Origin of the sequence: Silvibacterium sp. (assembly GCF_047605705.1) — a bacterium.
In the GTDB taxonomy this organism is placed as follows: Bacteria; Acidobacteriota; Terriglobia; order Terriglobales; family Acidobacteriaceae; genus Silvibacterium.
The window spans coordinates 62,512-83,380 of sequence record NZ_JASGFD010000015.1 but is presented as its reverse complement, the minus strand read 5'-3'; the positions used below and the strand labels follow the sequence as shown (position 1 = coordinate 83,380).

Here is a 20,869-nt window from a genome sequence, read left to right as displayed (position 1 = left end):
TCGCTATATGTAGAAGGTCAAGGCCTCAAAGAAATAAAAATGCATCGGCGAAAATCCGGCCTCGGTCATCACGACCATGTTCTTATCCCCCCGATCAGCGGTTCTGAACTTTGATACGCCGCCTGTAAGCAGCAATCCGCGCCGAACAGCTTCAGCCATCCAGCTTCCCGGACAGCACCTCTCGAAGCTCGGACTTACCGCTCGCGCGCTCTGACACCGCGTCGATATACGGACGAAAACACCAGCGCCACTATGCCGATGCCGAGGCTTGCCATCCCCACGCGCGATTGCTCCTGGGCCGGCGACGCTCCCAGCACTGTCGCGAATGTGCTGACGAACTGGCCAAGAAAGATGGCCATGGAAAGAGAACTCAGGTCGCGCCCCCGGTTCTGCGGAGAGCCCGTCTCCAGCACAAGATGATTTGCCAGCGGGATCGAGAAGCCGAATCCCGCGCCGGTAGCCACGGCCCCGAGCAGCATTCCCGGCACACTGCGCGCGTGCGCGAATATCAGTTCGCCCGCCCCCAGAAAGAGAAAGGACAGGTGCAGCACCGCACGCGCGGGAACGACCCTCGTCACGCGCGGGAGGCATCCCGCGAAGCCGACCGCAACCAGCGAGATGAAGGCCATGAAGTAGCCGGTCTGCGCTTCGCTCAAATGGAAAGACGAGGCCAGCGTGATGGGCAGCGTAATGTACGCGACAAAAAAAATCGCCATCGCCAGGAACGCAGCTATCCAGAAGGGGAGCAGGTTCGCGATGCCTCCCGCCACCGGCTTCACCTCTCTCTCGATCGCCGCGGACCGGGGAACATAGAACCAGACCAGCAGCAGGCAGGCCCACGCCAGCAGGTAGAGCAGAAAAGGCATCCTCCAGCCACGCGATCCCAGCACTCCGCCCAGCGCGAGAAACACCACGCCGCCCGCCTCGATGGCCATGCCCTGCCAGGCAATCATTCGTAAGCGCTCGGCGCCATCGAAGAACTCGGCGATCAGCATCGTGCCCGCCGCCATCACCAGTGCCGTTGCGGCTCCCAGCAGCAGCCTGTCTCCCAGCACCGCAACCTTGCTGAAAGCCAGGAACACAGCGCCCTCGCCGAACACGCCGTAGGCAAGCAATCCCACGAGGATGGCCGCACGCGCGCCAATACCGGCAAGGATGCGGCCCGCGAGCGGGCTGAACAAGACGACGCCCAGCGAGGGAAGCGTCACAAGCCATCCCGGCGCACGCGTAAAACCCAGCTCCCCGGCAATCGCCGGCAGCGCTGGAGTAATCAGGCTGCCCACCATCACCGTGAACGTCGCGGCAAACAGGAGTGTGAAGATGCCGGCCTTGCCCAGCCGACCTGCGTTGCCCGAAGATCGCCGCGACGCTGCCGGCGGCTGCGAAACACACGAATTCATACGTTAAGCATCGCGGAAAATTGATCGCAGAGTGATCTCAATTCCCTCTCAACACCGGCATTTCTCCCTATCATCGAAGACATATGGAAATCCGCCAGATCCGCTACTTCGTCGCCGTCGCCGAGGAGCTGCACTTCCGCAATGCCGGCAAGAGGCTGCGCATCGCCCAGCCTTCGCTGAGCCTCCAGATCCGGCTGCTGGAAGAAGAGCTGAACGTCACCCTCTTCGAACGCACGAACCGCAAGGTCACGCTGACATCCGCAGGCACAGTGTTTCTAGAGCAGTGCCGCGCCATCCTGGAAGCGTTGAAGAGCGCAGGCCTCGACGCACAAAGGGCATCGGCGGGCGACAGTGGATGCCTGCGGCTCGGCTTCAACTCGACAGCAAGCTTCTCCGTGCTTCCTCGCTTTATGAAGAGCATGGCGAGGCAGCTGCCCCACGCCGAACTCAGACTGATGGAACAGCCGACACGGAGACTGTTCGATCTCCTCGAAGAGCGATCCATCGATCTCGCCTTCCTTCACTCCGCCTTCGTTCCATCGTCCTTCGCCAGCCTGGAGATAGGCCGCGAGCAACTGCAGGTCGTTCTCCCGAAGACGCATCCTCTCTCGCGGCGCGAAAGCATTCGGCCCGCGGAGCTGAAAAACGATCTCCATTTCCTGCCGGAGCCTCAGGCCTCGCAGGCCCTCTACGAGCTGATCTCGAACGTCTTCAGCAAAAGCGGAGGACTGCCGGCAAAGACGCAAACCGTGGAGCAGGTGCAGACTGCGATCGCTCTCGTCTCGAACGGATTCGGAGTCGTGCTGGCCCCCGAATCCGCAGCAGGCTTCCTGCCGCGCAACGCGCTCATGATCCCGCTGGAGCCGCGTGTCACCGGCGTCGTTACCCTGGCGGTGTGGCGCAGGGACGACCGCTTCCCCCTGCTGGAGCGCGCCCTCACGATCCTCGGAAAGAAATCGAAACGGCGCTGATCTCCCCCCGCTTACGTTATTGCGTCCTTTTCGCAAAAAGATGCAGAGCTGCGTACTGCAGCAACATGATGGTCTTGCCATCCTGTATCAGGCCCGAGTCGATGCCTGAGAGCGCATCGCTCAGGGACATCTCGAGCACTTCGATATCCTCACCCTCCGCTACGTTCCCGCCGCCCGATCCAATTCTGCCGTCCGGCGTGTAGGAGCCGACAAAGAAATGCAGCCGCTCCGTCACCGAGCCCGGGCTCATGAAGGCATCGAAAACGCGGGTGACATTCTCAACCTGAAAGCCCGTCTCTTCTTCCACCTCGGCGCGGATACGCTCCTCCGGGCTCGCCTCATCCAGAAGACCGGCAGCAGCCTCAATCAGCATGCCGTCGTGCCCATTCACGTACGCCGGGTAACGAAACTGGCGCGTGAGGATCACGCTGTTTCGTTCGAGATTGTAGAGAAGCATCGTTGCTCCATTGCCGCGGTCATAGGTTTCCCGCGTTAGCTCCTGCCACGACCCGTCACGCCGCCGATGCTCGAATCGCGTCTTCTTCAGCACATACCAGTCATCGGAAAGAACCCGCACTTCTTTTACTCGGACATTTTGCATGCCCAGACATTAACGTGCAATTTCGTGCAACGTCAAGTATTATCGTGCATGAGGTCGCATGCTCACATCGTACCGCAAACAGCAGTTGCTCACACGCCTTAAGCAGGATGGCAAACTCGTAGCGAAAGAACTGAGCGAGGAGTTAGGCGTCTCGGAAGACACCATCCGCCGCGATTTGCGCGAGCTGGCCCAGGATGGCCTGTTGCTTCGCGTGCATGGTGGAGCGTTGCCCGCATCCCCGGCGATGGGCGATTTTGCAGCAAGAGAAGAGATAAGGCACGAAGGGAAAGTGGCGATCGGCCGCGCGGCGGCCGCGATGGTTCAGCAGGGACAGGTCATCATTCTGGATGGCGGAACGACGTCAAGGGAGATCGCCAGACATCTGCCGCATGAACTCAAAGCCACAGTCGTCACGCATAGCCCCACCATCGCGCTTGAGCTTCTGTACCATCCTTCTCTCGAAGTAATTCTGCTCGGAGGACGGCTCTTCAAGCACTCGGTGGTCGCTGTCGGCGCCGCCTGCCTTGAGGGCATAAAGGCCATCCGCGCCGACATCTTCTTCATGGGCGTGACCGGCGTCCATCCGCAAACAGGACTGACGACCGGAGACTTCGAAGAGGCTGGCGTAAAACGCGCCTTGAGCCATGCCGCCGCCGAGACCTACGTGCTGGCCTCGGCCGAAAAACTGAATGCGGCATCGCCGTTCAAGGTGCTGGAGCTAAGCCAGGTCACCGGCATCATCACGGAAGCGCACGTGTCCGACGCAATGATCCGCCCGTACAAGAAACTCGGCATCCATGCAGTCCGTGCATGACCGGGTCTCTCATCCGCAGCCCGCAAGCGACGAGAACGTCGCCGATGGAAAACGCGAACGGCCCTACAACGCAGCCAGTTCGCGCCGGGCCGCGTTGTTCAATTTCGCGTCCGTGGCCCACAGTCCCGCACTCGGCGTGGAGATATAGAACACCTCCTCGCCATCCGGCAGGGTGTTCCAGCCTTCCTTCATCGTTTTCGGATCATAGCGCCGCTGCATCGCTTCGGCATCCGCGTACGCGTAGCCTACCTGCTCAATCTCTTCCCTGCTGATCTTCGGCCCCGGCGCGTACGTGATCGTAAACCGCCCCTCGCTCGAGCCATGAATCAGGTGCGCCACGCCATGCGGAATCGCCTGCATATCCGCTTCCGTCTTGTATAACGCCAGCGTGCGCGGCGTTCCCTTGTATCCATACTTCCGAATCAGCGCATCCACTTCCGGCTGCTCACCGAATCGCTCCACCCCAGGCGCGATGATCAGCAGTTCGCCGCCGTCGGCAATCGCCATGCGCGTGCGATACACCGCTTTATTCGCAACCCACGTCGCGCGGAACTCGTCCGGCTGCATGACGGCGACCATCTTCTTCACCGGCTTCTCGAAGACGGTAATATTCTGCTCGCGAGACAGACGAGCGGCCTGCAGATAGGTTTCGAGATCGTCGCCCACGAACAGGCCGCTCGTCACCAGCCGGTTCTCGGCATCGCGCTGCATCACAATCTGCAGATAGACGTCAGGAAGATCGCCGAGCAGCGTCTCCTCCGCGTAGTTATAGCAGGCGCGAAGCGGTGTCACGAGGCATCCGAGATTGTTCTCGATGCCATACACCGCGGCTGCGATATGCGAGGCGCAGATCGTCTCCTTGCCGCCCAGCCCGATGAAGTAGTTCTTGTTATGGTTCGCGAAACCCAGGACCTCATGCGGCACAACATGGCCCAGGTTCACGATCAGGTCCCACTTCTCGTCCATCAGCGTCGCGTTCAGGTCGACCGGGATCTCCCAGTCGGCCACGCCGCCAGTAGTCTCTTCCACCAGCGAAGCCGGAATCGTGCCGACATGGGAGACCCCTTTCCGCCAGTCATGCGGCAGAATGATCTCATTCGGAATCGAGCCGAACATCCACTTGTTCTCGGCTTCCGTGTGAGGCACATGCTGCCCCAGCGTAGGGATCACCCGCACATAGGCATCCGGGTTCCGGCGCATCACTTCCTGGTAGACCCACTCCGTAATCCGCCCCACACCCGAATGCGCACGCGTCAAATCAGGCGGCAGCAGCAGCACACGATCGAGCTTCGGCGCAATGCGCGCCTGCGCTTCCTCAACGAGACGGATGGCCACTTCTTGAATCTGCGCTTCAGCAATGGCATCGGCTTGCAGGGTGAACCAGGGCACGGGCGAGGACTCCTTCGAAAACGAATATGCGTCCATCCTACAGGCTCGCAATCCCGGATGACCTCGCCAGACCGCAGGCCGCTACCCATCCGTACGGCAAGAGCCGGAGACGCCCAGCCGTCCCTCCTGAAGCCATCGCCGCGCACGCGCATCCCGATCAGCGAGAACATGCCGGCGTGTAAGAAGAGATACAACCTGCCACTATTTCCCGGAAGGCCGTTTGTCGAGACTTACCTCCCCGGAACGGAGACTTTACCGGATGCGATGAGAGCCACCACGGACTCCTTGATGGCCTCAATACTTGTGAAGCGCGGACTGTATCCAAGCCTCGTACGGCTTTTTTCGATGGAAATGCACGAGCTTCGCATGATGTGCCCCCAGGATGAATGCGCGTCCGTTTCTGACAGCCCTTGCTTCCATTTTTCAAACGGCAGGAAGGTCAGTCGAGGCTCATGACCGAACCAGCGAAACATTGCCTCTGCGTAGCCACGAAGCGTAAGAGCGTGTTCCGATACGGTGTTGAAAACCTCACCAATCGACGCAGCCCTACTCTCGATTGCTCGGATGATCCACTGCGCAACGTCGTCTGCATGGACGTGATGCACCATCTCTAGCCCGAGATTTGGAAGGGCGAGTTCCTCACCGTGCGCAATGCGCGAGAAGACCTCAGGATTTGGATTGGCCAGCGGGTTGATTGGCACCCACCCTTTCCCAACGATGTGCCCCGGTCGGAATGCTGTGGCGGGAAAACCATCTCTCCGTGCCTTCTGAATCAGCCACCGCTCGATCTTGGCCTTGTTGATGCCGTATTCGTCTATGGCATTCATCGGGTCTGTTTCAATTGACGGGACAGTGGTCGGATGACCATAGACCCAGATGGAGCTGCAAAACAGATAGTGCTCGATCTTGCCACGCAGAGCTTCGACGACTTGCTGCGCTCCCTCCAGCTCAAAGGAGATCATGTCCACGACAATATCGGCATCCAAATCAGCGATTCGTGAGCCGAACTCGCCCTCCGCTTCTTCTGCCTTTCGATCAGCCACAACCTGTTGGACGCTCTCCCAGGCGCGATCTTCGCGATAGGGAGCGGCTTTACCGCGGCTCACATTCACCACCTCATGCCCTCGTTCCACAAGCGCAGGCAAGAGGTAAGTCCCAACGTGACCGCTCCCTCCGATTACAACGATCCTTGCCATCTTTATCTTTGCTCCTGCTCCTTATTCCAACTAGGCAGACGAGGTTTCGTCAACGTGGTTTGATGTTTCGCCACAATCCGCATTCCCGCTGGCACTATGTGGAATTGATAACGACAAGTAGGCTTATGGCAGCAATGGTCCGTTTGCTTCCCTGAAGAGCGTTACTCGTCACGCGTATCGCCAAGCGTGAGAGGCATCCATCGTAAGTGGCTAAAAAGCTCAGAGAAATTCGGAGTTTTGGAGAAAGCCGTTCTATTCTCCTGGTGAGCGGAGATTTTGTGTTCCTTAGGCTTTGGTCGAAATCGATATGGCTTTACGTCATGCTTCTTCTGGGTGGCGGGGTGTTGTTCGCGTTGGCAACCCATCGAGAGAACTGGTCTACGGCACAGAAAATTGTCGCGTTTACCTACGTGCTCGTGCCTCTGCATGCGTGGGAAGAGTGGCGGATTCCAGGTGGTTTTGGATACGAGTACAACTGGGTGATGGGGAAATCAGACCTTCCGGATCGCTATCCCATGAACCAGCTAACCGACATGATCACGGTGTTCGGAGCTATGTGGTTTGGCATCATCCTGCTCTATGTTGGCGTTACTCCTGGAGTGCTGCTAAGCCAGACATTCTTCGCCTTCGCCGAGACAGCAATGCACCTCTATTTCGGCTATGAGATGTATCGAAAGTTCAAGCCACAGGGCAAGCGCACGATCTACAACCCCGGATTTGCCACCGTCCTGATCGGCTTTTTTCCCCTCTTTCTCGCTGGCGTCTTTTCTCTGCTGCATTCTCATCTTTCCGGGCGCGACTGGTGGACCGCACTGGGAATCCTTCTTGTCTTGAGCGGCATCATTTTCCTGCCTCCGAAGTTTCTGGGCACCCGCGAGAATCCATACAGTTTTGCCCCGGGCTACTATGCGAGATTTCTCAGGTAACACGCTGTGACACTCTGGGCAGCCGTGCCATCGCTGGAAAACGATGCAATGTGGCTAGGCACTTAGAGTCTCGGTCGCAGCAGCTATCTTTCCCGCACGCCTGGAGGCTTGTTGTTACTGGGCGGCGCAGGCTTCGTCATAAAGAGCCTTCTCGCCGTGTTCGCCCCCAGGTATGACTCCATGGCGCTCGTCGCCCCCATGTTCGTGGCCATGCTTGGCGTAGCCGTTTGGCTTCCCCTCAAAGGGATCGATCAAAGCGCTTGGCCCGACTGTAAGCAGCATCGGTAGAAATAGTTGAGCCGGATTTCCTGTTTCCCGCAAACCAGTCTTGAGTTGGAGAGTCCGCTGCGACGGGTAACAGCTTAATTTCTGCGGCGAGCAGGAGGTTCGACTTAAATCATTTTGCCGTCGACGACTTTCCTGCAACTGGGACATTCCTCGCCAAGATTTCTTCTCTTATGAAACTGTCGGCAGTCCTGCACTTGAGCCTTCCGTTCTCCTTGAATTTCTTTCCGTGCCTCAACAAATTTTGCTGTTTCTATCTTCGTCTGTCCCGAAACGCGAGATCCTTTCTTACCCTTTTTATGTCCCTTGACTCCCGCGAGACCAACTCTTTGAAGAGCTTCCTGATTCAGCTCTTGATCGCCCCCTCCAACGTCGCCATAGCCAAGACCTCCCTTACCACCGCCAACCCCTCTTGAACGCTGAATCGCCATCTGCTGCTTTATCGCAGAGACTCCTGATGCCATCTGGGACGCCAGTAACATAGGCCGGTAAACTGCGGGGGCGGAAGGTCTCTCCTGCGTTGGCACTGCAGCCTGCGGCCTGAAGGCGGGTGGCCCCATCTTAGGCAGGATAGGCAGTGTATTGCTCGGTCGGAAGACTGGCGGCGCTTTGAGTGGCATGTGAATTCCCATATGGTTATGACTGTGTACTCGTTGACCGGCGGCGCTGTCCGCGTCTCCGTCCGAACTTCGAACCTATTGTCCACCCGACGGGTAACCGATACAAGCCTTCTGCTGGCTCGAGTGCGACACTTTTCGCTGGTCGAGCCCAGGCTTGATAAATACCAACAAGTCGCCGTTCTCCTCGGCAATCCACCAACTGCCAAAGACTACGCATGTCATTACGGACTAAGTCATGTTCTTGAGAGGCATCGCGACAAACCTCGAACGAGATGTATGATTCTGGGCACTCCTGCCCGTGGCGATACACGGCAAACCGGCTCCACACTGTATCCGAAGGCGGTAACCCATGCATGCCACCGCAATGATCGTGTTGCTCGCCCTCCAGTGCTTTGTCGTGCTCTTCGTATCGCTCCATAACTGGATTCCTCTGGGCTCCCTCAACAACGTAAGAGGCATACGAGTAGCATTTCCGACCGGCAAACTGCTTGCCACGACGTTGCTCAACCTCGCTCCGGTCGCAGTAGGACTGATCGCCACGGCCGTCTCCTTTGGCAGGCACCTTCCCGGATGGGTCTTCTGGTGGCTTTGCATCACCTACGGGCTTGCCTGCTACGGCTCGTTCAAGGCCTGGTGGTTCCCGTACCTCGTTCGCGCAGACCCCGCGCTCGTCGCTCGCTACAGGACCATGTACGCAGGCACCCACTCTTTTTTGCCGCATCGTCATGGCATTCGTCCGGACACACTGCACCTGCTCTTCGACCTTGTAACCATCGCCATTCTTATCGACCTGGCTATCTTGTCGCGATAGCTGCTCGTTGCGCCGTGAGCGAGCCCGCGAAGGCGTCGTGGCTCTTCATGACAGGAAGCCGGCGCCTCCCCAGCAATCCCCTCCCCAACCTGTAACAGAAATTTGCAGGAACTCCGGAAGCCATCGGGCATAGAATGCTGCCCCATGAGATCAAATCCCGCTTCCGGACCGGCATTCTGGACATGCGCGGCATTCACCCTTTTCAGCGCGCTGGTCAGCGCAGCCTTCTCGCTGCTCTCTCTGCACATGGCGGGCGGGCATGAATACGCCCTTTATGCGGCCTCGCGCAGCGTCGCTCTCCCGCTCGCAGTCCTGTACGCACTCTTCCTGCGATCCCGCCAGGGCGTGAGCGCGCTGGCTGTCACCATGACCCTGGTCCAGCTATTCGACGCGGTCGTCGGCTTCGAGCTTCACCAGCCCGGCCGCGCCTATGGGCCTCTCGTCTTCGCGGCCGTAAACCTCTCACTCATGCTCTGGATGAATCGAAACACAGACCGCCGCAGCGACTACATGCTATGCCGCAATCGCGTGCAGGATCTGGCGGCCTGGCACAAGGTCTTTCGCTCGCATCGCGCTGCCCAGGAAGACGCCGGCCTTCACCTGCGGAACATGTGGGCCAGCCTCGGAGAGCCGAACAACATCTTCTTCCTCTTTCAAATCGACAGCGTGAAGACCGCCAGGCAATTCATCGACGATCCTCGGGCCGCGGAAGCAGGCAAGGCTTCAGGAGTGCTCGACGGCGAATATCACTTCCTCACGGCTCTGCCAGCCATCAAGGACCTTCCGGCCTCTCGGCCGTGAGCGGCGAGGAGGCGCTGCAGCGTGCAAAAAATCTGCTACTCCGTAGCCATGAGCCTCGATGGATACATCGCCGGCCCGAACGGCGAGGCCGACTGGATCGGCGCCGACCCCGAAACCAACTTCGCAGAAATCTGGTCGAGGTTCGACATCCTGCTCATGGGCCGGAAGACCTACGAGGCGGCACGCTCAGGCTTTGAGCAGTTCGGCACACAAGGATCGAAGATCGTAGTCGCATCGCAGACCCTGCGCGCAAACGATGCGCCCAATATCGCGATCATTTCGCACCTCACGCGCGATGCCGTGGCAGGCCTGCGAGCGCAATCGAAGAAGGACATCTGGCTCTTCGGTGGAGGCCATCTCTTTCGCTCGCTTCTCAAACTCCACGCAGTCGATTCCATCGAGGTAGCAATCATCCCTGTTCTTCTGGGAACCGGCGTACCGCTGCTGCCCGCAGGCCATGAACAGACCACGCTCGAACTGCTCGATCACAAATCCCATCGCTCCGGACGAGTGCTCCTGAACTACGCGGTCCAATACTGACCGGCTACCACGCAAGCTGCCGATCATCTTCGAATACAAGGCCGCTCGGCCCGTCACTGTCCAGCTCGGCCAGACGAATCGCCACCTCCGCTCCCTGTTCCGGCGTGCGCGTCCCCCGGAAGCCGTTGAAGTCCGTCGCCACATGCCCGGGCGCCGCTCCGTTCACCTTCACGCTGGTCCCAGCAAGGCTGCGGGCATAATGGACGGTGATCGCGTTGAGAGCGGTCTTCGAGCTGGAGTACGTCATGTTCGGCTGGCCCACCCACGCGCCCTCCTCGCCAAGCGATCCGCGTTTGCTCGTCACGTTCACAATGCGCGCCGCATCGGATTTCAGAAGAAGCGGAAGCAAGGCATTCGTAACCGTCACGATAGCAAATACATTCGTCTCGTAGACGGCACGCAGGTTTTCCGCCGTCTCTTCCTGCGGGGTATGGAATCTGGAACCGGGCGCAGCACCAATACCCGCGTTATTGATGAGCACATCCAGCCGCCCAGCCTCTGCCTCGATCACCCGCTTCGCGTTCGCCACAGAGTCGGCATCCGTAACATCGATCGGCACAAAACGCACATCCCCTACGGCCTTGAGCTCCTCCGCAGCGGCTTCGCCCCGTTCCCGATTCCGCGCTCCAAGAAAAACGGTGAGCCCCCTCTGCGCCAGCCCCCTGGCGATAGCTTTGCCGATGCCTTTGTTCGCTCCGGTAACAAGTGCGACGCGATTTTGAATGGTTGTCATGTCAACCACGCTACATCCACGAGGTTGTCACGTCAACCCAGATACACTAGTCTGTCCTCATGCCCGTCAAACCTCTCTCTCCTCGCGAAATCAAAATCTGGCACGCATTCAAGAGGATGGGGCAGCTCTCTCTGGAAAAAATCGAGCGGGAAATCTCTGCCGCAACCGGTCTCTCCGGCTCCGATTTCGGCGTGCTGTCCCGCCTGGCCGATCTCGGAGACGGAAAGATGCGGCAGCAGTCGCTGGCGGAGTCGCTCGGCTGGGACAAGAGCCGCCTCTCGCATCACCTCACGCGCATGCAGCAAAGGCAGCTGATCCTTCGCAAGGAAGCGGACCAGCGTGTCGTCTTCGTCGTGCTGACGAAGGAAGGCAAGGCAAAGCTGGATGCGGCAAGACCCATCCACGCAGACGCCATACGGCGTCACCTGCTCGCTCGTCTCACCGATCCGCAGAAAGAGACCATCGTCGACATCCATACCCTCCTCACAGAAGAGGCTTAGGTGTATCCACAGATAGAGAGGACAAAACCAAAAGTTTTACCAGCTGGCTTGCCATTCCGACCGGAGCGGAGTAGAGAAATGACAAGTTTTGTGGCGCAATCCGTGAATACGCTCTAAAGCTCTCGGCTAAACCAGTCCAGGGCACATCGGGCCGCCTCGGAACTCCCTGCTGCGAACCAGAACGGCCGCAAAATTCCAGCCGCGCAAAAAATCCTGCATCCAATCCTACTAGTTGGTAGTCTAGAGAATATGCAAGGTGAAACAGCAGAACGGATCCTCGACACGGCCAACGCCCTCCTCATCGACCGGGGGTATTCCGCCTTCAGCTACGCCGATATCGCGGAGACGGTGAAAATTCGCAAAGCCAGCATCCATCACCACTTCCCCACCAAGGCCGGTCTCGTCGTCGCTGTCCTGAGGCGCCATCGCTCCAGGATCTCGGACGCCATGAAGGCGCTCGACACCCACACGGAGAACCCCCTGGTACGCATCCGCAACTACTTCCGCTTCTGGGAGGGATGCATCGAGGACAGCAGCCTCTCGTTCTGCATTGGCGCGCTGCTGGGCGCGGAGATGCCCTCGCTGCCGGAAGAAGTTCAGACCGAAGTCCGTCTCCATTTCTCCATGCTCACCGAGTGGTTTGAACGCACCCTCAAAGCCGGCTCGCGAGCACGCACCGTACATCTTCAGAGCACCGTTGCAACCGAGGCGCAACTGCTGATCGCCGTGCTGCACGGCGCCATGCTCTCCGCGCGCGCAACCAGCAACAGCGACATCTTCCGGTCGCTCGCGCAAACCGCCCTGAGCCGTATTTCCGCCACGAAATCCTGAGCCGATCTGGAGGCTGCAAGACAGCAGGCCTCCTCGACCTCATCGCCCTACCAACTAGAAGATAGTGAGAATTTAAATGGAAACCATATCCCTCGACTCCACACGTTCTTTACGCAACCTCTACTTCGTTCGTACCGCATTCCAGGTGGTGTGGGCGGCCGTTGTCATCACCACCGCAATGCGGCAGCCCCTGCTCGCCGCCGTCCTCTTCTTCCTTTACCCGCTGTGGGACGTCGCCTGCACCATCTACGACCTCAACACCTCGAGCCGATCGGGCAGCGCCCGCACCTCGCAGATCATCAACGCACTGCTGGGAGTCGGCGCCGCGCTCGGTATCGGCCTCACCGTTTTTCATCAGCCGATCTACGCGGTCGCGGTCTTCGGCCTGTGGGCCTTCGGCGCCGGCCTGCTGCAGCTGGTCCTCGGCCTCATCCGGCGCAGGCAGCTGGGAGGCGGCCAGTGGGCGATGATCCTCAGCGGCGCGCAGTCGATGATCGCGGGCGTCGCCTACTTCCTCGGAGGACTCTGGGATAAGCGCCACATCAAGGATGTCGGCGGCTACGCCACCTTCGGAGCCCTCTACTTCCTCATCGGCGGAATCCTGCTCACGCGCAAGCTTTCGAAGTCCACAACGCTCGAAGCAAACTGACGCGGCGCTGCCTGTCTTCGATGATTCATCACAACCACGATTCACAACAAGGAGAACAGTATGTCTGTCGACGTGAAATATAAAACCTCAGCCACCGCCGTAGGCGGCCGGGATGGAAGAACCCGCACCGAGGATGGCAAGATCGATCTGCAGCTCGCCGTTCCCAAAGAGCTCGGCGGTCCTGGAGGCGAAGGCACCAACCCTGAGCAGCTTTTCGCAGCGGGCTACGCGGCGTGCTTTCTCGGCGCGGTCAAGGTCGCAGGCCAGCAATTGAAGGTCAGGATCCCCTCCGATGCCACCGTCACAGCGGCCGTCGGAATCGGCGCCCGCTCGGAAGGCGGATACGGAATCACGGCCGAGCTCGGCATTCGCCTGCCCGAGATCGAACCTACGCTGGCGCGGCAGATCGTCGATCTCGCACACCAGATCTGCCCCTACTCCAACGCCACGCGCAACAATGTGGATGTGGCCGTAAACCTGCTCTAACCTCGATTTGATTCGCTGTTCATGGCCGGCACACACCATCGTGCGCCGGCCATGAACGCCATCCCGCAGCCGCCGCTTCATCGGCGCCCCTTCGCAGTACGAGGAGAATCGTATGAGCTCTGAGATCACGCGCACGCTTTTGCAAACCGCCGCCGTCGAGGGCATGCCCGGCTGGGAGACGCGCCTGCTCCTCATCACCTATCCGGCAGGCGCGGACGGCAGCGGCCACGCGCATCCGGTTCCAGGTATCGGATACGTGCTCGAAGGCACGATGGTGTCGGCCTTCGATGACAACCCCGAAGAAATCATCGTCGCCGGCCAGGGCTTTCAGGACAAGGCAAGCTTTCATCGCGTAAGCCGCAACGGCAGCGCGACCGAACCGATGCGCTTCGTGATCGCATACACGGTAAAGGTCGGCGAACCCAACACGACTTGGCCCTGAAGCCGCGCGAACAATAAGGAACGGCGTACCAGAACGAGGAGCCGGTATCGAGATCCCATCTCACCGGCGGCGATCGCGATGACTCATCCTCCGCGTTACAAATCGTTCCTTATCCCGCGCTGGCGTGGCCCTCAAGGCCACGCCTGAGATATTCCCCGGGGTTGGCCCCCACAACTCGCTTGAACGCCTTGCTGAATGCAGCGTCGGACTCGTAACCGACCGACCGGGCCACGTCGATGAGCTTCCTGTCACGCTGCTCCAGCAGCTGCATCGCCTTCTGCATCCGCCACTCGGTCACGTATTCCAGCGGCGTTTGTCCCAGCAGCTCTTTGAATCGCGCGGCAAATGCGGAGCGGGACATGCCCGCCGCGGTGGCCAGGGACTCGACCGTCCACGGCGTACTCACGCGGTCGTGAACCGCATGCAGCGCAGTGCCGATTTGAGGATCGAAGATCGCACGAAGCCATCCTCCGTTGCGCTCCGGCCGCGACGCGATATGCGCCCGGAGCGCCTGGACAAAGAGGATCTCGGCAAGCCGCGCCGCGACCACTTCCGATCCCGGAGCCTGCTCGACCATCTCTGACGCCAGCGCCTGCATGGTGAGATGAAGCGCAAGCGTGCGTGCCTGGTCGGCCTTGATCAGGATGAAGTTCGGCAGCAGCTGGGTGATCGGCTTCAGGCTGGCGTGATCGAAACTTAGGGAGCCGCAGACGATCGTCGTCGCTGCGCCACCGCCGCCGTAAAGAGCGACATTGCCGTTGGCCTTCGCCCCGATCTCGCTGAAGCTCCACTTCGGACGTGTCCGCGGGCTGTCGCGCAAGACAATCGAAGTTCCCTTGGCCAGCAAAAAGCAATCACCGCCGGTGAGAGGAATCTGCTCCGCAATCCCTTCCACGCTCAGCCAGCAGTTGCCGCGCGAAAGCATGGCGAAGTGCGCCAGATCGGTGCGGACACTCTTTTTGCCCGAAGGCGCAGCCTTTTCTTTACCCCGGTTTTCCTGCTTCACGCCCCACGGTGCAGTGGCTTCAAGCCTGTGCAGACCGAAAGCGGTCACGTGCATCGTTCTAAAGATGTCGGTGATCGGGTCCAATGCAGCCTCTCCGTTTGGACGAATAGACAAAATCTTCGGACTTTCGAGCAGTTCTCGTCCAGCACCAGAGAAATCTACTCCTCTGTAGGGAATCCTACACGTCTGTCGAAACACATTTGCGGAAGGAGTAGTTATGGGAAAGCTGGAAGGTAAGGTCGCAGTCATCACGGGTGGCTCGAGCGGCATGGCGCTGGCGAGCGCAAGGCGCTTCGTCGAAGAGGGCGCCTACGTGTTCATCACCGGTCGCAGGCAGGAACAGCTCGATGAGGCCGTCAGGCTGATTGGCCGCAACGTAACCGGCGTGCGCGGGGACGCGGCCAATCTCGACGACCTCGACCGCCTGTTCGATACGGTCAAGCGGGAAAAGGGCAGCATCGACATCCTGTTCGCGAGCGCAGGCTGGGGCGAGGCCGCACCCCTGGGCACAGTCACCGAGCAGCACTTCGATGCAATCTTCGGCCTGAATGCGCGCGGAACGCTGTTTACGGTGCAGAAGGCGTTGCCGCTCTTCCGCGATGGCGGATCGATCATCATGACCGGCTCCGTCGCATCCATCAAAGGCTTTCCCGGCTTCGGCGTGTATGCGGCGAGCAAGGCGGCGCTGCGCTCCTTCGCACGCACGTGGCTCAACGAACTGAAGGGCAGAAATATCCGCGTGAACGTGCTGGGGCCCGGCCCGATCGCCACTCCGATGCAGGAAGAAGTTCTTACGAAGGAGGCGAAGGAGATGTTCGAGTCCCTCATCCCGCGGGGAAAGATGGGGCAACCGGAGGAAATCGCGACGGTCGCGCTGTTCCTTGCTTCCGACGACTCAAGCTTCGTGAACGGCGTCGAGCTGAACGTCGACGGCGGCTTCTCGGCTATCTGACATCGGCGCATCACAGCAACGCCCGGCAAAGAGCGCATTCCCTCTCCGCCGGGCTTTGCCTGGATGACCCAGGTCTCTTAGTGATGCAGCAGCGGAGCGGCGCGCGCGGTAAGCCACTCGTGAACGCTGGCCAGGTCCTGCGGATTCAATTGCGGCGCAGCGCGGCGAAGCATCTCGACAAACCAGTCGACCTCCTCCGGCGCAACCGGGTAGCCGATGTTGTCCTTGCCGCTCTTCGCCCTCGGATCAGGACGGTCCGAGCTCACGATCGGCTTGCCATCCGCATCGAGCATCACCAGCCACGGAAAGCCTTCATTCTTACCGCCGATGGAGCTTTCAAAGTCCACGCCGCCGGGCGTGTTCGCGTGCTTCGGATCGCCCTCACGCTCACCGGTATCGAGCGTGACGAAGACGAAAGCGCGGCTGAGGATCGGACGCATCTGCGGGTCGGCGAGGAAGCGGTCATAGAGACGGCAGTTGCCACACCACGAAGCGCTGAAATCCACCAGGATGTTCTTGTGCTCGGCATGGGCCTGGCTCTCAGCCTGGCTCAGGATCGCGGACGTCGATGTGCCTGCGTCGGCGCTCGAAGCAGAGAGCGGAAGCGGCGCGGCAGCCAGCACCATGGCGGCGGCAATCATGCCCTTGCGGCGGGCCTTCAAAAACATGGCAGAAAGCAAGGCGTTCTCCGGAGAAGAGGAATGCGGTGTGTCGATTGTATCCCCACGCCGGCACGCCGCCATCAGGTGCGCACGCGGCCATCTCTCCCCGCTCCGCTCCGGAAGCGGAAGCGGAGCCGCGACAGCAGGCTGCCGACCCATCTCAAAGCCACATGCCCCAGAGCCACATGCCCCAGAGCCGCACTGCCCGGGACCCGATGCGCCATCTCCTCGCGATACGCAATCTCCCGCGGAACCCTCACCGAGATCTCGGTGCCCGCGCCCCGCCTGCTGTGAATCTCCACGCTGCCGCCGGCTCGCTCCGCGCGGCTTCGGATCCCCAGCAGCCCCAGGTGTCCGGGCGCCGCTCCCGATTCGAGCACCACCGGATCGATACCCACGCCATCGTCCGTCACCTGCAGTTGCAGTCCAGATACGCCGAAATTCAGCACGACCGCAATCTGCTTCGCCCTGGCGTGGCGAAACGCATTGAAGATCGCCTCGCGCCCTAACTGAAAGAGCTCTTCGTGGACGACGCGATTGATCTCTCTCTCGCCTCCATGCATGCGCACGCTGAACTCCGCATCGCTCAGGTTCTCGAGAGCCCGCCCCACCTCGGTGAATCCCTCCGCAAGGCTTTGCGAGGAGACCTTCTCGCTCGTGAGCCGGAGCAGCAGGCCGCGGCCTTCCAGCAGCACGCGATCGGACTGGCGCAGTGCCTCTTCGAACATGGTCCGCACCGGCTCCCCGGGCGGAAGCTGCCGCGTGCCCGCGTTGAAGTGAAGCACCAGCCCCTGCACGCCCTGCAGAAATGTGTCGTGCAGGTCGCGCGCAATGGTCTCGCGCTCGATCTGGCGCGCTCGCAGAATTCTGCTGCTCTGGGAGAGAACATGCCTCATCCTCAGCTGGTACGTGGAGACAAGCAGAAGGAAAGCAGCCGCCAGCGCTCCCAGCTGAACCACTCTCGACTGGTAGAAGTACGGCTGCTGCGTCACCTCGTAGATGGCGCGGCTCTGGCTCCAGTTGCCGGCATTGTCCGTCGCGCGCACATACAGCGGATGCGACCCCGCCGGAATGTTCGTATACACGATGCTTCGCGAATCGTCCGCATTCAGCCAGCCCGCATCCACCCCCTCCATGCGGTACTGGAGCCGGATCTTCTCCGGAGCCGCCAGATCGACGGCGGCAAGCGTCATTTCGAGGTGGTGAATCCCGGGCCGCAGCACCAGCCTGTCTCCGATCTTGCTGCGCACGCCATCGATCGAGGCCCGTGACACAAAGATCTCCGGCGCGCTGGAGACATGAGGAAGCGCGGCGGTGTCGATCATCGCCAGGCCTCTCACCGTCGCCGTCCAGATCCTGCCGTCCGCCGTCGCTGCAATATTCGGCTGCCCCGCGCCGGCCTGGATCGAATTCAATCCATCGTGCGTTCCGAACTGCTGAAAGTTCGGAGGAAGATCCGCATCATGCCGCGCGGCAAGATCGCCTTCCTGCATGTGGATGATCCCGCTATGGCTGCTGAACCAGAGGCTGTGGTCGGAGCCCTGGACCATGTTCATCAGGTAGACGGAGTTGCTCTCATGCACCAGCCTGTTGTCGACGAAGCGGCTCGTGCCGTTCGGCAGATCGGTGGTGTAGAGATGGCCCGAGGAGTCCTCGAAGAAGCGCAGCGCCAGCACCGTCTCGTCATGCGAGTAGACAGGCACAGACACAAAGCGGTCGCCCTCCAGCCGATCCACACCGCCGCGCGTCGCCGCCCAGATCGTCCCCTGCCGGTCCTCATGCACATCGAAGACCTGGTTGCTGGAGAGGCCGTCCGCGATGGTGTAGTTGCGAAACGAGCCTCCCGCCATCCGGCTGAGGCCATCCGGCGTGGCGAACCACAGGGAGCCGTCGCGGCCGGGCAGGATCCGGAACACGATTCTGCTCCCCAGCCCCTGCTCCATCGTGAACTGACGAAAGCTGCCGTCGCGATAGCGAAACGCGCCGCCGCCATACGTGCCGATCCAGATATTCCGTTCCTGGTCCTCCGCCAGCGACCAGACGCAGGAATTCTTCAGCCCGTCCTTTTCCGCGAAGCGCTGAAAGCGCCAGCCGTCGAAGCGTTCGAGCCCGCAGTTGTTGCCCACCCACAGATCGCCGTTCTTTGCCGCGAGCACCGCCATCACCGCGTCGTTGAGCAGCCCATCCGCGGCCGTGTACATCTGCACCGCGCGCCGCTGAAGATGAAAGAGCCCCTGCCCGTTCGTGCCGATCCAGAGGTCTCCGCTTCGGCTCACGTAGAAAGATCGCGGCGTCGGCTTATCCGACGGTCCTTCGAGGCGACCATTCACAATGGCATACAGCCCGATGCCCGTGGCCACCCACGGCGTTCCATGGGAATCGGTAGCCTCGCGAAAGGTCGCCGTCGTGCCCGGTCCCTCCGGCAGCAGATGATGAAACTTCCGCTCGCCGGGCGCGAATACGCCCTTCTCCGTGCAGTACCAGCGCCGCCCCTCGGCATCCTCGAAGATGTCGAAGATCTGGTTGTCCTTCACCCCCACGCTCTCGCCCGCGTGCAGGCTCTTCAGGTTCGGTGAGCCATCGTACTCCTCGGCGCCGTTGCCCGTAATCAGCAGCAGGTGGCCGTTGTGGGATTCCTTGATGCGGCTGACATAGATGCTGGTCGCGGCGATGACGAACTGATGGCCGTCGAAGCGATACAACGCATGGTTCGTCCCCGCCCAGATCTCGCCATTCGAGCGCTTGAAGATCGAGAGAATCTCATCGCTCTGCCCGCGGCCCAGCCGGTAGCTCGCCGAAGCGCCGATCTCCGGATCGGTCAGCTCATCCCGGCGTATGCGGACGATGCCCGCATCGCTGCCCACCCACAGATCCCCGTCGTCGCCCTCCACCAGCGCCGTCACCGAAGTCAGCGGCACCCCGCCATGCACGCGCAACTCGACGTGCGTGAAGGTGCGGCCATCGAAGGAAGCCAGGCCTCCGCCTGTGCCCACCCACAGGATCCCGCTCTTCGTCTGCGTGATGGCATTGATCGTGTCGTCTGGCAGCCCGTTCTCGATGGTGAATGCGGTCTCCACGTAGTCCGAGCCATGCTGCGCGCCTTCGTCCGCGAATCCCCGTGCCGGCGGCAGCAGCCACATGCACAGCACAGGAATCGCCATCTGAAGCCAACGCGCTACTCGCATCGTGATCGAACCTCCGCTCCCTCGTCGTGCAGGAGCTTCATGAAAAAAGAGCATGATGGAAACAGGCCGTTCCTGCAAGGCGCATCACCCCCTCAAAAGAGGGGAGAAGCGATCGGAGCATCTTCGGCGGCAGTGTTGTCGGACGCAAACAGGTGCTGGACTTCCGGATAATTTCGGGTAAACAATCCACACCGGCTGTTTATGGAAGTATGCTCGTACTCTATATACATTTAAGACGAAACTCACTGCTTTTTGCAGAACAAACCGGATGGCACCGGGCCACGTCCCTGCCCTCTTTCGCCGCGCACGCGGCCTCTGCCTGAAACAAGACGGAGCGAAGTATGGATCGCAAAATACGGATTCTCATCGTTGACGATCATCCCCTCATGCGCTCGGGGATCAGTGTCGAAATCAACGCCGAGCCCGACATGGAGGTAGTGGCAGCCGCGGAGGACGGCCTCGAGGCGCTCGAGCTCTTTCGCCGGCACCGGCCCGAAGTGTCGCTGATCGATCTGCGCATGCCGAAGATGAATGGCCTGGACCTCATCACCACCATCCGCGCCGATTGCCCCGTGGCCAAGATGATCGTCCTCACCTCCTCCGCGGGCGACGTCCACGCCCTGCGCGCGCTGCGTGCAGGCGCCGTCGGCTACCTGCTCAAGCACATGCTCCGCGATGAACTCATCTCCACCATCCGCGATGTACACAACGGAAAGAGGCGCATCCCCGACGACATCGCCCAGCTCGTCGCAAAGAACGCCATCGAGGGACAGATGACGCCGCGTGAAATCGAGGTGCTCAACCAGGTGGCCAAGGGCCACTCGAACAAGCAGATCAGCGCCTTCCTCTTCATCTCGGAATACACCGTCAAGGACCACATCAAGACCATCCTCGCGAAACTCGGCGCGCAGGACCGCACCCACGCCGTCGCCATCGCCGTGCAGCGCGGTTTCATCGACCTCTAGAAATTGGCTTCTGAGCCGGAAGAAGACTACCCTGCATCGCCGCTTGCTTCGAATAAAAAACTTCCGACTGGTCGTTTTTTATGAATCGTGAAAGAGACTCATCT

General features: G+C 60.4%; 23 protein-coding genes. 13 read left to right on the top strand and 10 right to left on the bottom strand.

Translation table 11 applies throughout. From position 1 onward, the window contains the following. Window positions 1–3: 3 nt before the first annotated feature. Both QM649_RS07785 and QM649_RS07780 read right to left on the bottom strand, forming a co-directional pair. Window positions 4–159, bottom strand: a complete 156-nt coding sequence (locus QM649_RS07785) for a hypothetical protein (protein ID WP_415198462.1) — start codon at window positions 157–159, stop codon at window positions 4–6. Between the two features lie 35 nt (window positions 160–194). Next, window positions 195–1,400 carry an MFS transporter gene (locus tag QM649_RS07780; protein ID WP_415198461.1) on the bottom strand — a complete coding sequence of 402 codons (1,206 nt, stop codon included), beginning with the start codon at window positions 1,398–1,400 and terminating at the stop codon, window positions 195–197. 83 nt (window positions 1,401–1,483) lie between these two features. Between QM649_RS07780 and QM649_RS07775 the strand changes: the two genes are divergently transcribed. Next, window positions 1,484–2,371, top strand: a complete 888-nt coding sequence (locus tag QM649_RS07775) for a LysR family transcriptional regulator (protein WP_415198460.1) — start codon at window positions 1,484–1,486, stop codon at window positions 2,369–2,371. Window positions 2,372–2,387: 16 nt separating this feature from the next. On the opposite strand, the gene QM649_RS07770 is transcribed toward QM649_RS07775, so the two are convergent. After that, window positions 2,388–2,948, bottom strand: coding sequence for an NUDIX domain-containing protein (locus QM649_RS07770; RefSeq protein ID WP_415198459.1), 561 nt, complete (start codon window positions 2,946–2,948; stop codon window positions 2,388–2,390). An 82-nt stretch (window positions 2,949–3,030) separates the two neighbouring features. On the opposite strand from QM649_RS07770, the gene QM649_RS07765 reads away from it, so the two are divergent. Continuing rightward, a complete protein-coding gene (locus QM649_RS07765; protein ID WP_415198458.1) occupies window positions 3,031–3,786 on the top strand; it encodes a DeoR/GlpR family DNA-binding transcription regulator in 756 nt (251 codons plus the stop codon). A gap of 63 nt (window positions 3,787–3,849) precedes the next feature. On the opposite strand, the gene QM649_RS07760 is transcribed toward QM649_RS07765, so the two are convergent. Beyond that, entirely contained in the window at window positions 3,850–5,175 is a 1,326-nt protein-coding gene (locus QM649_RS07760) for a lactate racemase domain-containing protein (protein ID WP_415198457.1), read from the bottom strand. Window positions 5,176–5,405: 230 nt separating this feature from the next. Then, complete coding sequence (locus QM649_RS07755; protein WP_415198456.1) at window positions 5,406–6,371, bottom strand: NAD-dependent epimerase/dehydratase family protein; 966 nt, start codon at window positions 6,369–6,371, stop codon at window positions 5,406–5,408. A 206-nt stretch (window positions 6,372–6,577) separates the two neighbouring features. Here QM649_RS07755 and QM649_RS07750 point away from each other — a divergent pair, with 206 nt between their 5' ends. After that, the gene (locus QM649_RS07750) at window positions 6,578–7,297 is read left to right on the top strand and encodes an HXXEE domain-containing protein (protein WP_415198455.1); all 720 of its coding nucleotides are present in this window, start codon (window positions 6,578–6,580) and stop codon (window positions 7,295–7,297) included. A gap of 392 nt (window positions 7,298–7,689) precedes the next feature. Here QM649_RS07750 and QM649_RS07745 read toward each other — a convergent pair whose 3' ends face one another. Continuing rightward, window positions 7,690–8,013 (bottom strand): hypothetical protein, encoded by a 324-nt coding sequence (locus QM649_RS07745; protein ID WP_415198454.1) that lies wholly within the window; start codon window positions 8,011–8,013, stop codon window positions 7,690–7,692. Window positions 8,014–8,551: 538 nt separating this feature from the next. On the opposite strand from QM649_RS07745, the gene QM649_RS07740 reads away from it, so the two are divergent. From QM649_RS07740 to QM649_RS07730, 3 genes are all read left to right on the top strand, one after another. After that, window positions 8,552–9,013, top strand: a complete 462-nt coding sequence (locus QM649_RS07740) for a hypothetical protein (RefSeq protein ID WP_415198453.1) — start codon at window positions 8,552–8,554, stop codon at window positions 9,011–9,013. Window positions 9,014–9,157: 144 nt separating this feature from the next. Next, complete coding sequence (locus QM649_RS07735) at window positions 9,158–9,814, top strand: hypothetical protein (RefSeq protein WP_415198452.1); 657 nt, start codon at window positions 9,158–9,160, stop codon at window positions 9,812–9,814. 21 nt (window positions 9,815–9,835) lie between these two features. Beyond that, on the top strand, window positions 9,836–10,354 hold the full coding sequence (locus QM649_RS07730) for a dihydrofolate reductase family protein (RefSeq protein WP_415198451.1): 519 nt from the start codon (window positions 9,836–9,838) through the stop codon (window positions 10,352–10,354). 4 nt (window positions 10,355–10,358) lie between these two features. Here QM649_RS07730 and QM649_RS07725 read toward each other — a convergent pair whose 3' ends face one another. Beyond that, window positions 10,359–11,087 (bottom strand): SDR family oxidoreductase, encoded by a 729-nt coding sequence (locus QM649_RS07725; RefSeq protein WP_415198450.1) that lies wholly within the window; start codon window positions 11,085–11,087, stop codon window positions 10,359–10,361. Between the two features lie 116 nt (window positions 11,088–11,203). On the opposite strand from QM649_RS07725, the gene QM649_RS07720 reads away from it, so the two are divergent. The 5 genes from QM649_RS07720 to QM649_RS07700 all read left to right on the top strand — a co-directional run bounded on the left by QM649_RS07720 (window position 11,204) and on the right by QM649_RS07700 (window position 13,995). After that, the gene (locus QM649_RS07720) at window positions 11,204–11,587 is read left to right on the top strand and encodes a MarR family winged helix-turn-helix transcriptional regulator (protein ID WP_415198449.1); all 384 of its coding nucleotides are present in this window, start codon (window positions 11,204–11,206) and stop codon (window positions 11,585–11,587) included. A gap of 249 nt (window positions 11,588–11,836) precedes the next feature. Continuing rightward, complete coding sequence (locus tag QM649_RS07715; RefSeq protein WP_415198448.1) at window positions 11,837–12,418, top strand: TetR/AcrR family transcriptional regulator; 582 nt, start codon at window positions 11,837–11,839, stop codon at window positions 12,416–12,418. A 76-nt stretch (window positions 12,419–12,494) separates the two neighbouring features. Further along, window positions 12,495–13,067, top strand: a complete 573-nt coding sequence (locus QM649_RS07710) for a hypothetical protein (RefSeq protein WP_415198447.1) — start codon at window positions 12,495–12,497, stop codon at window positions 13,065–13,067. A gap of 60 nt (window positions 13,068–13,127) precedes the next feature. Beyond that, window positions 13,128–13,553, top strand: a complete 426-nt coding sequence (locus tag QM649_RS07705; protein WP_415198446.1) for an organic hydroperoxide resistance protein — start codon at window positions 13,128–13,130, stop codon at window positions 13,551–13,553. Between the two features lie 112 nt (window positions 13,554–13,665). Continuing rightward, window positions 13,666–13,995 carry a cupin domain-containing protein gene (locus tag QM649_RS07700; RefSeq protein WP_415198445.1) on the top strand — a complete coding sequence of 110 codons (330 nt, stop codon included), beginning with the start codon at window positions 13,666–13,668 and terminating at the stop codon, window positions 13,993–13,995. A 109-nt stretch (window positions 13,996–14,104) separates the two neighbouring features. Here QM649_RS07700 and QM649_RS07695 read toward each other — a convergent pair whose 3' ends face one another. Further along, window positions 14,105–15,085, bottom strand: a complete 981-nt coding sequence (locus QM649_RS07695) for an AraC family transcriptional regulator (protein ID WP_415198444.1) — start codon at window positions 15,083–15,085, stop codon at window positions 14,105–14,107. Window positions 15,086–15,218: 133 nt separating this feature from the next. Between QM649_RS07695 and QM649_RS07690 the strand changes: the two genes are divergently transcribed. Beyond that, the gene (locus QM649_RS07690; RefSeq protein WP_415198443.1) at window positions 15,219–15,953 is read left to right on the top strand and encodes an SDR family NAD(P)-dependent oxidoreductase; all 735 of its coding nucleotides are present in this window, start codon (window positions 15,219–15,221) and stop codon (window positions 15,951–15,953) included. A 77-nt stretch (window positions 15,954–16,030) separates the two neighbouring features. Here QM649_RS07690 and QM649_RS07685 read toward each other — a convergent pair whose 3' ends face one another. Both QM649_RS07685 and QM649_RS07680 read right to left on the bottom strand, forming a co-directional pair. Next, on the bottom strand, window positions 16,031–16,633 hold the full coding sequence (locus QM649_RS07685) for a thioredoxin family protein (RefSeq protein WP_415198442.1): 603 nt from the start codon (window positions 16,631–16,633) through the stop codon (window positions 16,031–16,033). A 62-nt stretch (window positions 16,634–16,695) separates the two neighbouring features. Next, window positions 16,696–19,800, bottom strand: coding sequence for a two-component regulator propeller domain-containing protein (locus QM649_RS07680; protein WP_415198441.1), 3,105 nt, complete (start codon window positions 19,798–19,800; stop codon window positions 16,696–16,698). Window positions 19,801–20,141: 341 nt separating this feature from the next. Between QM649_RS07680 and QM649_RS07675 the strand changes: the two genes are divergently transcribed. Next, a complete protein-coding gene (locus QM649_RS07675; protein WP_415198440.1) occupies window positions 20,142–20,765 on the top strand; it encodes a response regulator in 624 nt (207 codons plus the stop codon). Window positions 20,766–20,869 lie beyond the last annotated feature (104 nt).

What these genes read in the sequence shown, in the direction of transcription:
- QM649_RS07785 (WP_415198462.1), bottom strand. Translation starts at nt 159, where the DNA reads ATGGCTGAAGCTGTTCGGCGCGGATTGCTGCTTACAGGCGGCGTATCA.
- QM649_RS07780 (WP_415198461.1), bottom strand. Translation starts at nt 1,400, where the DNA reads ATGAATTCGTGTGTTTCGCAGCCGCCGGCAGCGTCGCGGCGATCTTCG.
- QM649_RS07775 (WP_415198460.1), top strand. Translation starts at nt 1,484, where the DNA reads ATGGAAATCCGCCAGATCCGCTACTTCGTCGCCGTCGCCGAGGAGCTG.
- QM649_RS07765 (WP_415198458.1), top strand. Translation starts at nt 3,031, where the DNA reads ATGCTCACATCGTACCGCAAACAGCAGTTGCTCACACGCCTTAAGCAG.
- QM649_RS07755 (WP_415198456.1), bottom strand. Translation starts at nt 6,371, where the DNA reads ATGGCAAGGATCGTTGTAATCGGAGGGAGCGGTCACGTTGGGACTTAC.
- QM649_RS07745 (WP_415198454.1), bottom strand. Translation starts at nt 8,013, where the DNA reads ATGGCGATTCAGCGTTCAAGAGGGGTTGGCGGTGGTAAGGGAGGTCTT.
- QM649_RS07740 (WP_415198453.1), top strand. Translation starts at nt 8,552, where the DNA reads ATGCATGCCACCGCAATGATCGTGTTGCTCGCCCTCCAGTGCTTTGTC.
- QM649_RS07735 (WP_415198452.1), top strand. Translation starts at nt 9,158, where the DNA reads ATGAGATCAAATCCCGCTTCCGGACCGGCATTCTGGACATGCGCGGCA.
- QM649_RS07725 (WP_415198450.1), bottom strand. Translation starts at nt 11,087, where the DNA reads ATGACAACCATTCAAAATCGCGTCGCACTTGTTACCGGAGCGAACAAA.
- QM649_RS07720 (WP_415198449.1), top strand. Translation starts at nt 11,204, where the DNA reads ATGGGGCAGCTCTCTCTGGAAAAAATCGAGCGGGAAATCTCTGCCGCA.
- QM649_RS07715 (WP_415198448.1), top strand. Translation starts at nt 11,837, where the DNA reads ATGCAAGGTGAAACAGCAGAACGGATCCTCGACACGGCCAACGCCCTC.
- QM649_RS07710 (WP_415198447.1), top strand. Translation starts at nt 12,495, where the DNA reads ATGGAAACCATATCCCTCGACTCCACACGTTCTTTACGCAACCTCTAC.
- QM649_RS07705 (WP_415198446.1), top strand. Translation starts at nt 13,128, where the DNA reads ATGTCTGTCGACGTGAAATATAAAACCTCAGCCACCGCCGTAGGCGGC.
- QM649_RS07700 (WP_415198445.1), top strand. Translation starts at nt 13,666, where the DNA reads ATGAGCTCTGAGATCACGCGCACGCTTTTGCAAACCGCCGCCGTCGAG.
- QM649_RS07690 (WP_415198443.1), top strand. Translation starts at nt 15,219, where the DNA reads ATGGGAAAGCTGGAAGGTAAGGTCGCAGTCATCACGGGTGGCTCGAGC.
- QM649_RS07680 (WP_415198441.1), bottom strand. Translation starts at nt 19,800, where the DNA reads ATGCGAGTAGCGCGTTGGCTTCAGATGGCGATTCCTGTGCTGTGCATG.
- QM649_RS07675 (WP_415198440.1), top strand. Translation starts at nt 20,142, where the DNA reads ATGGATCGCAAAATACGGATTCTCATCGTTGACGATCATCCCCTCATG.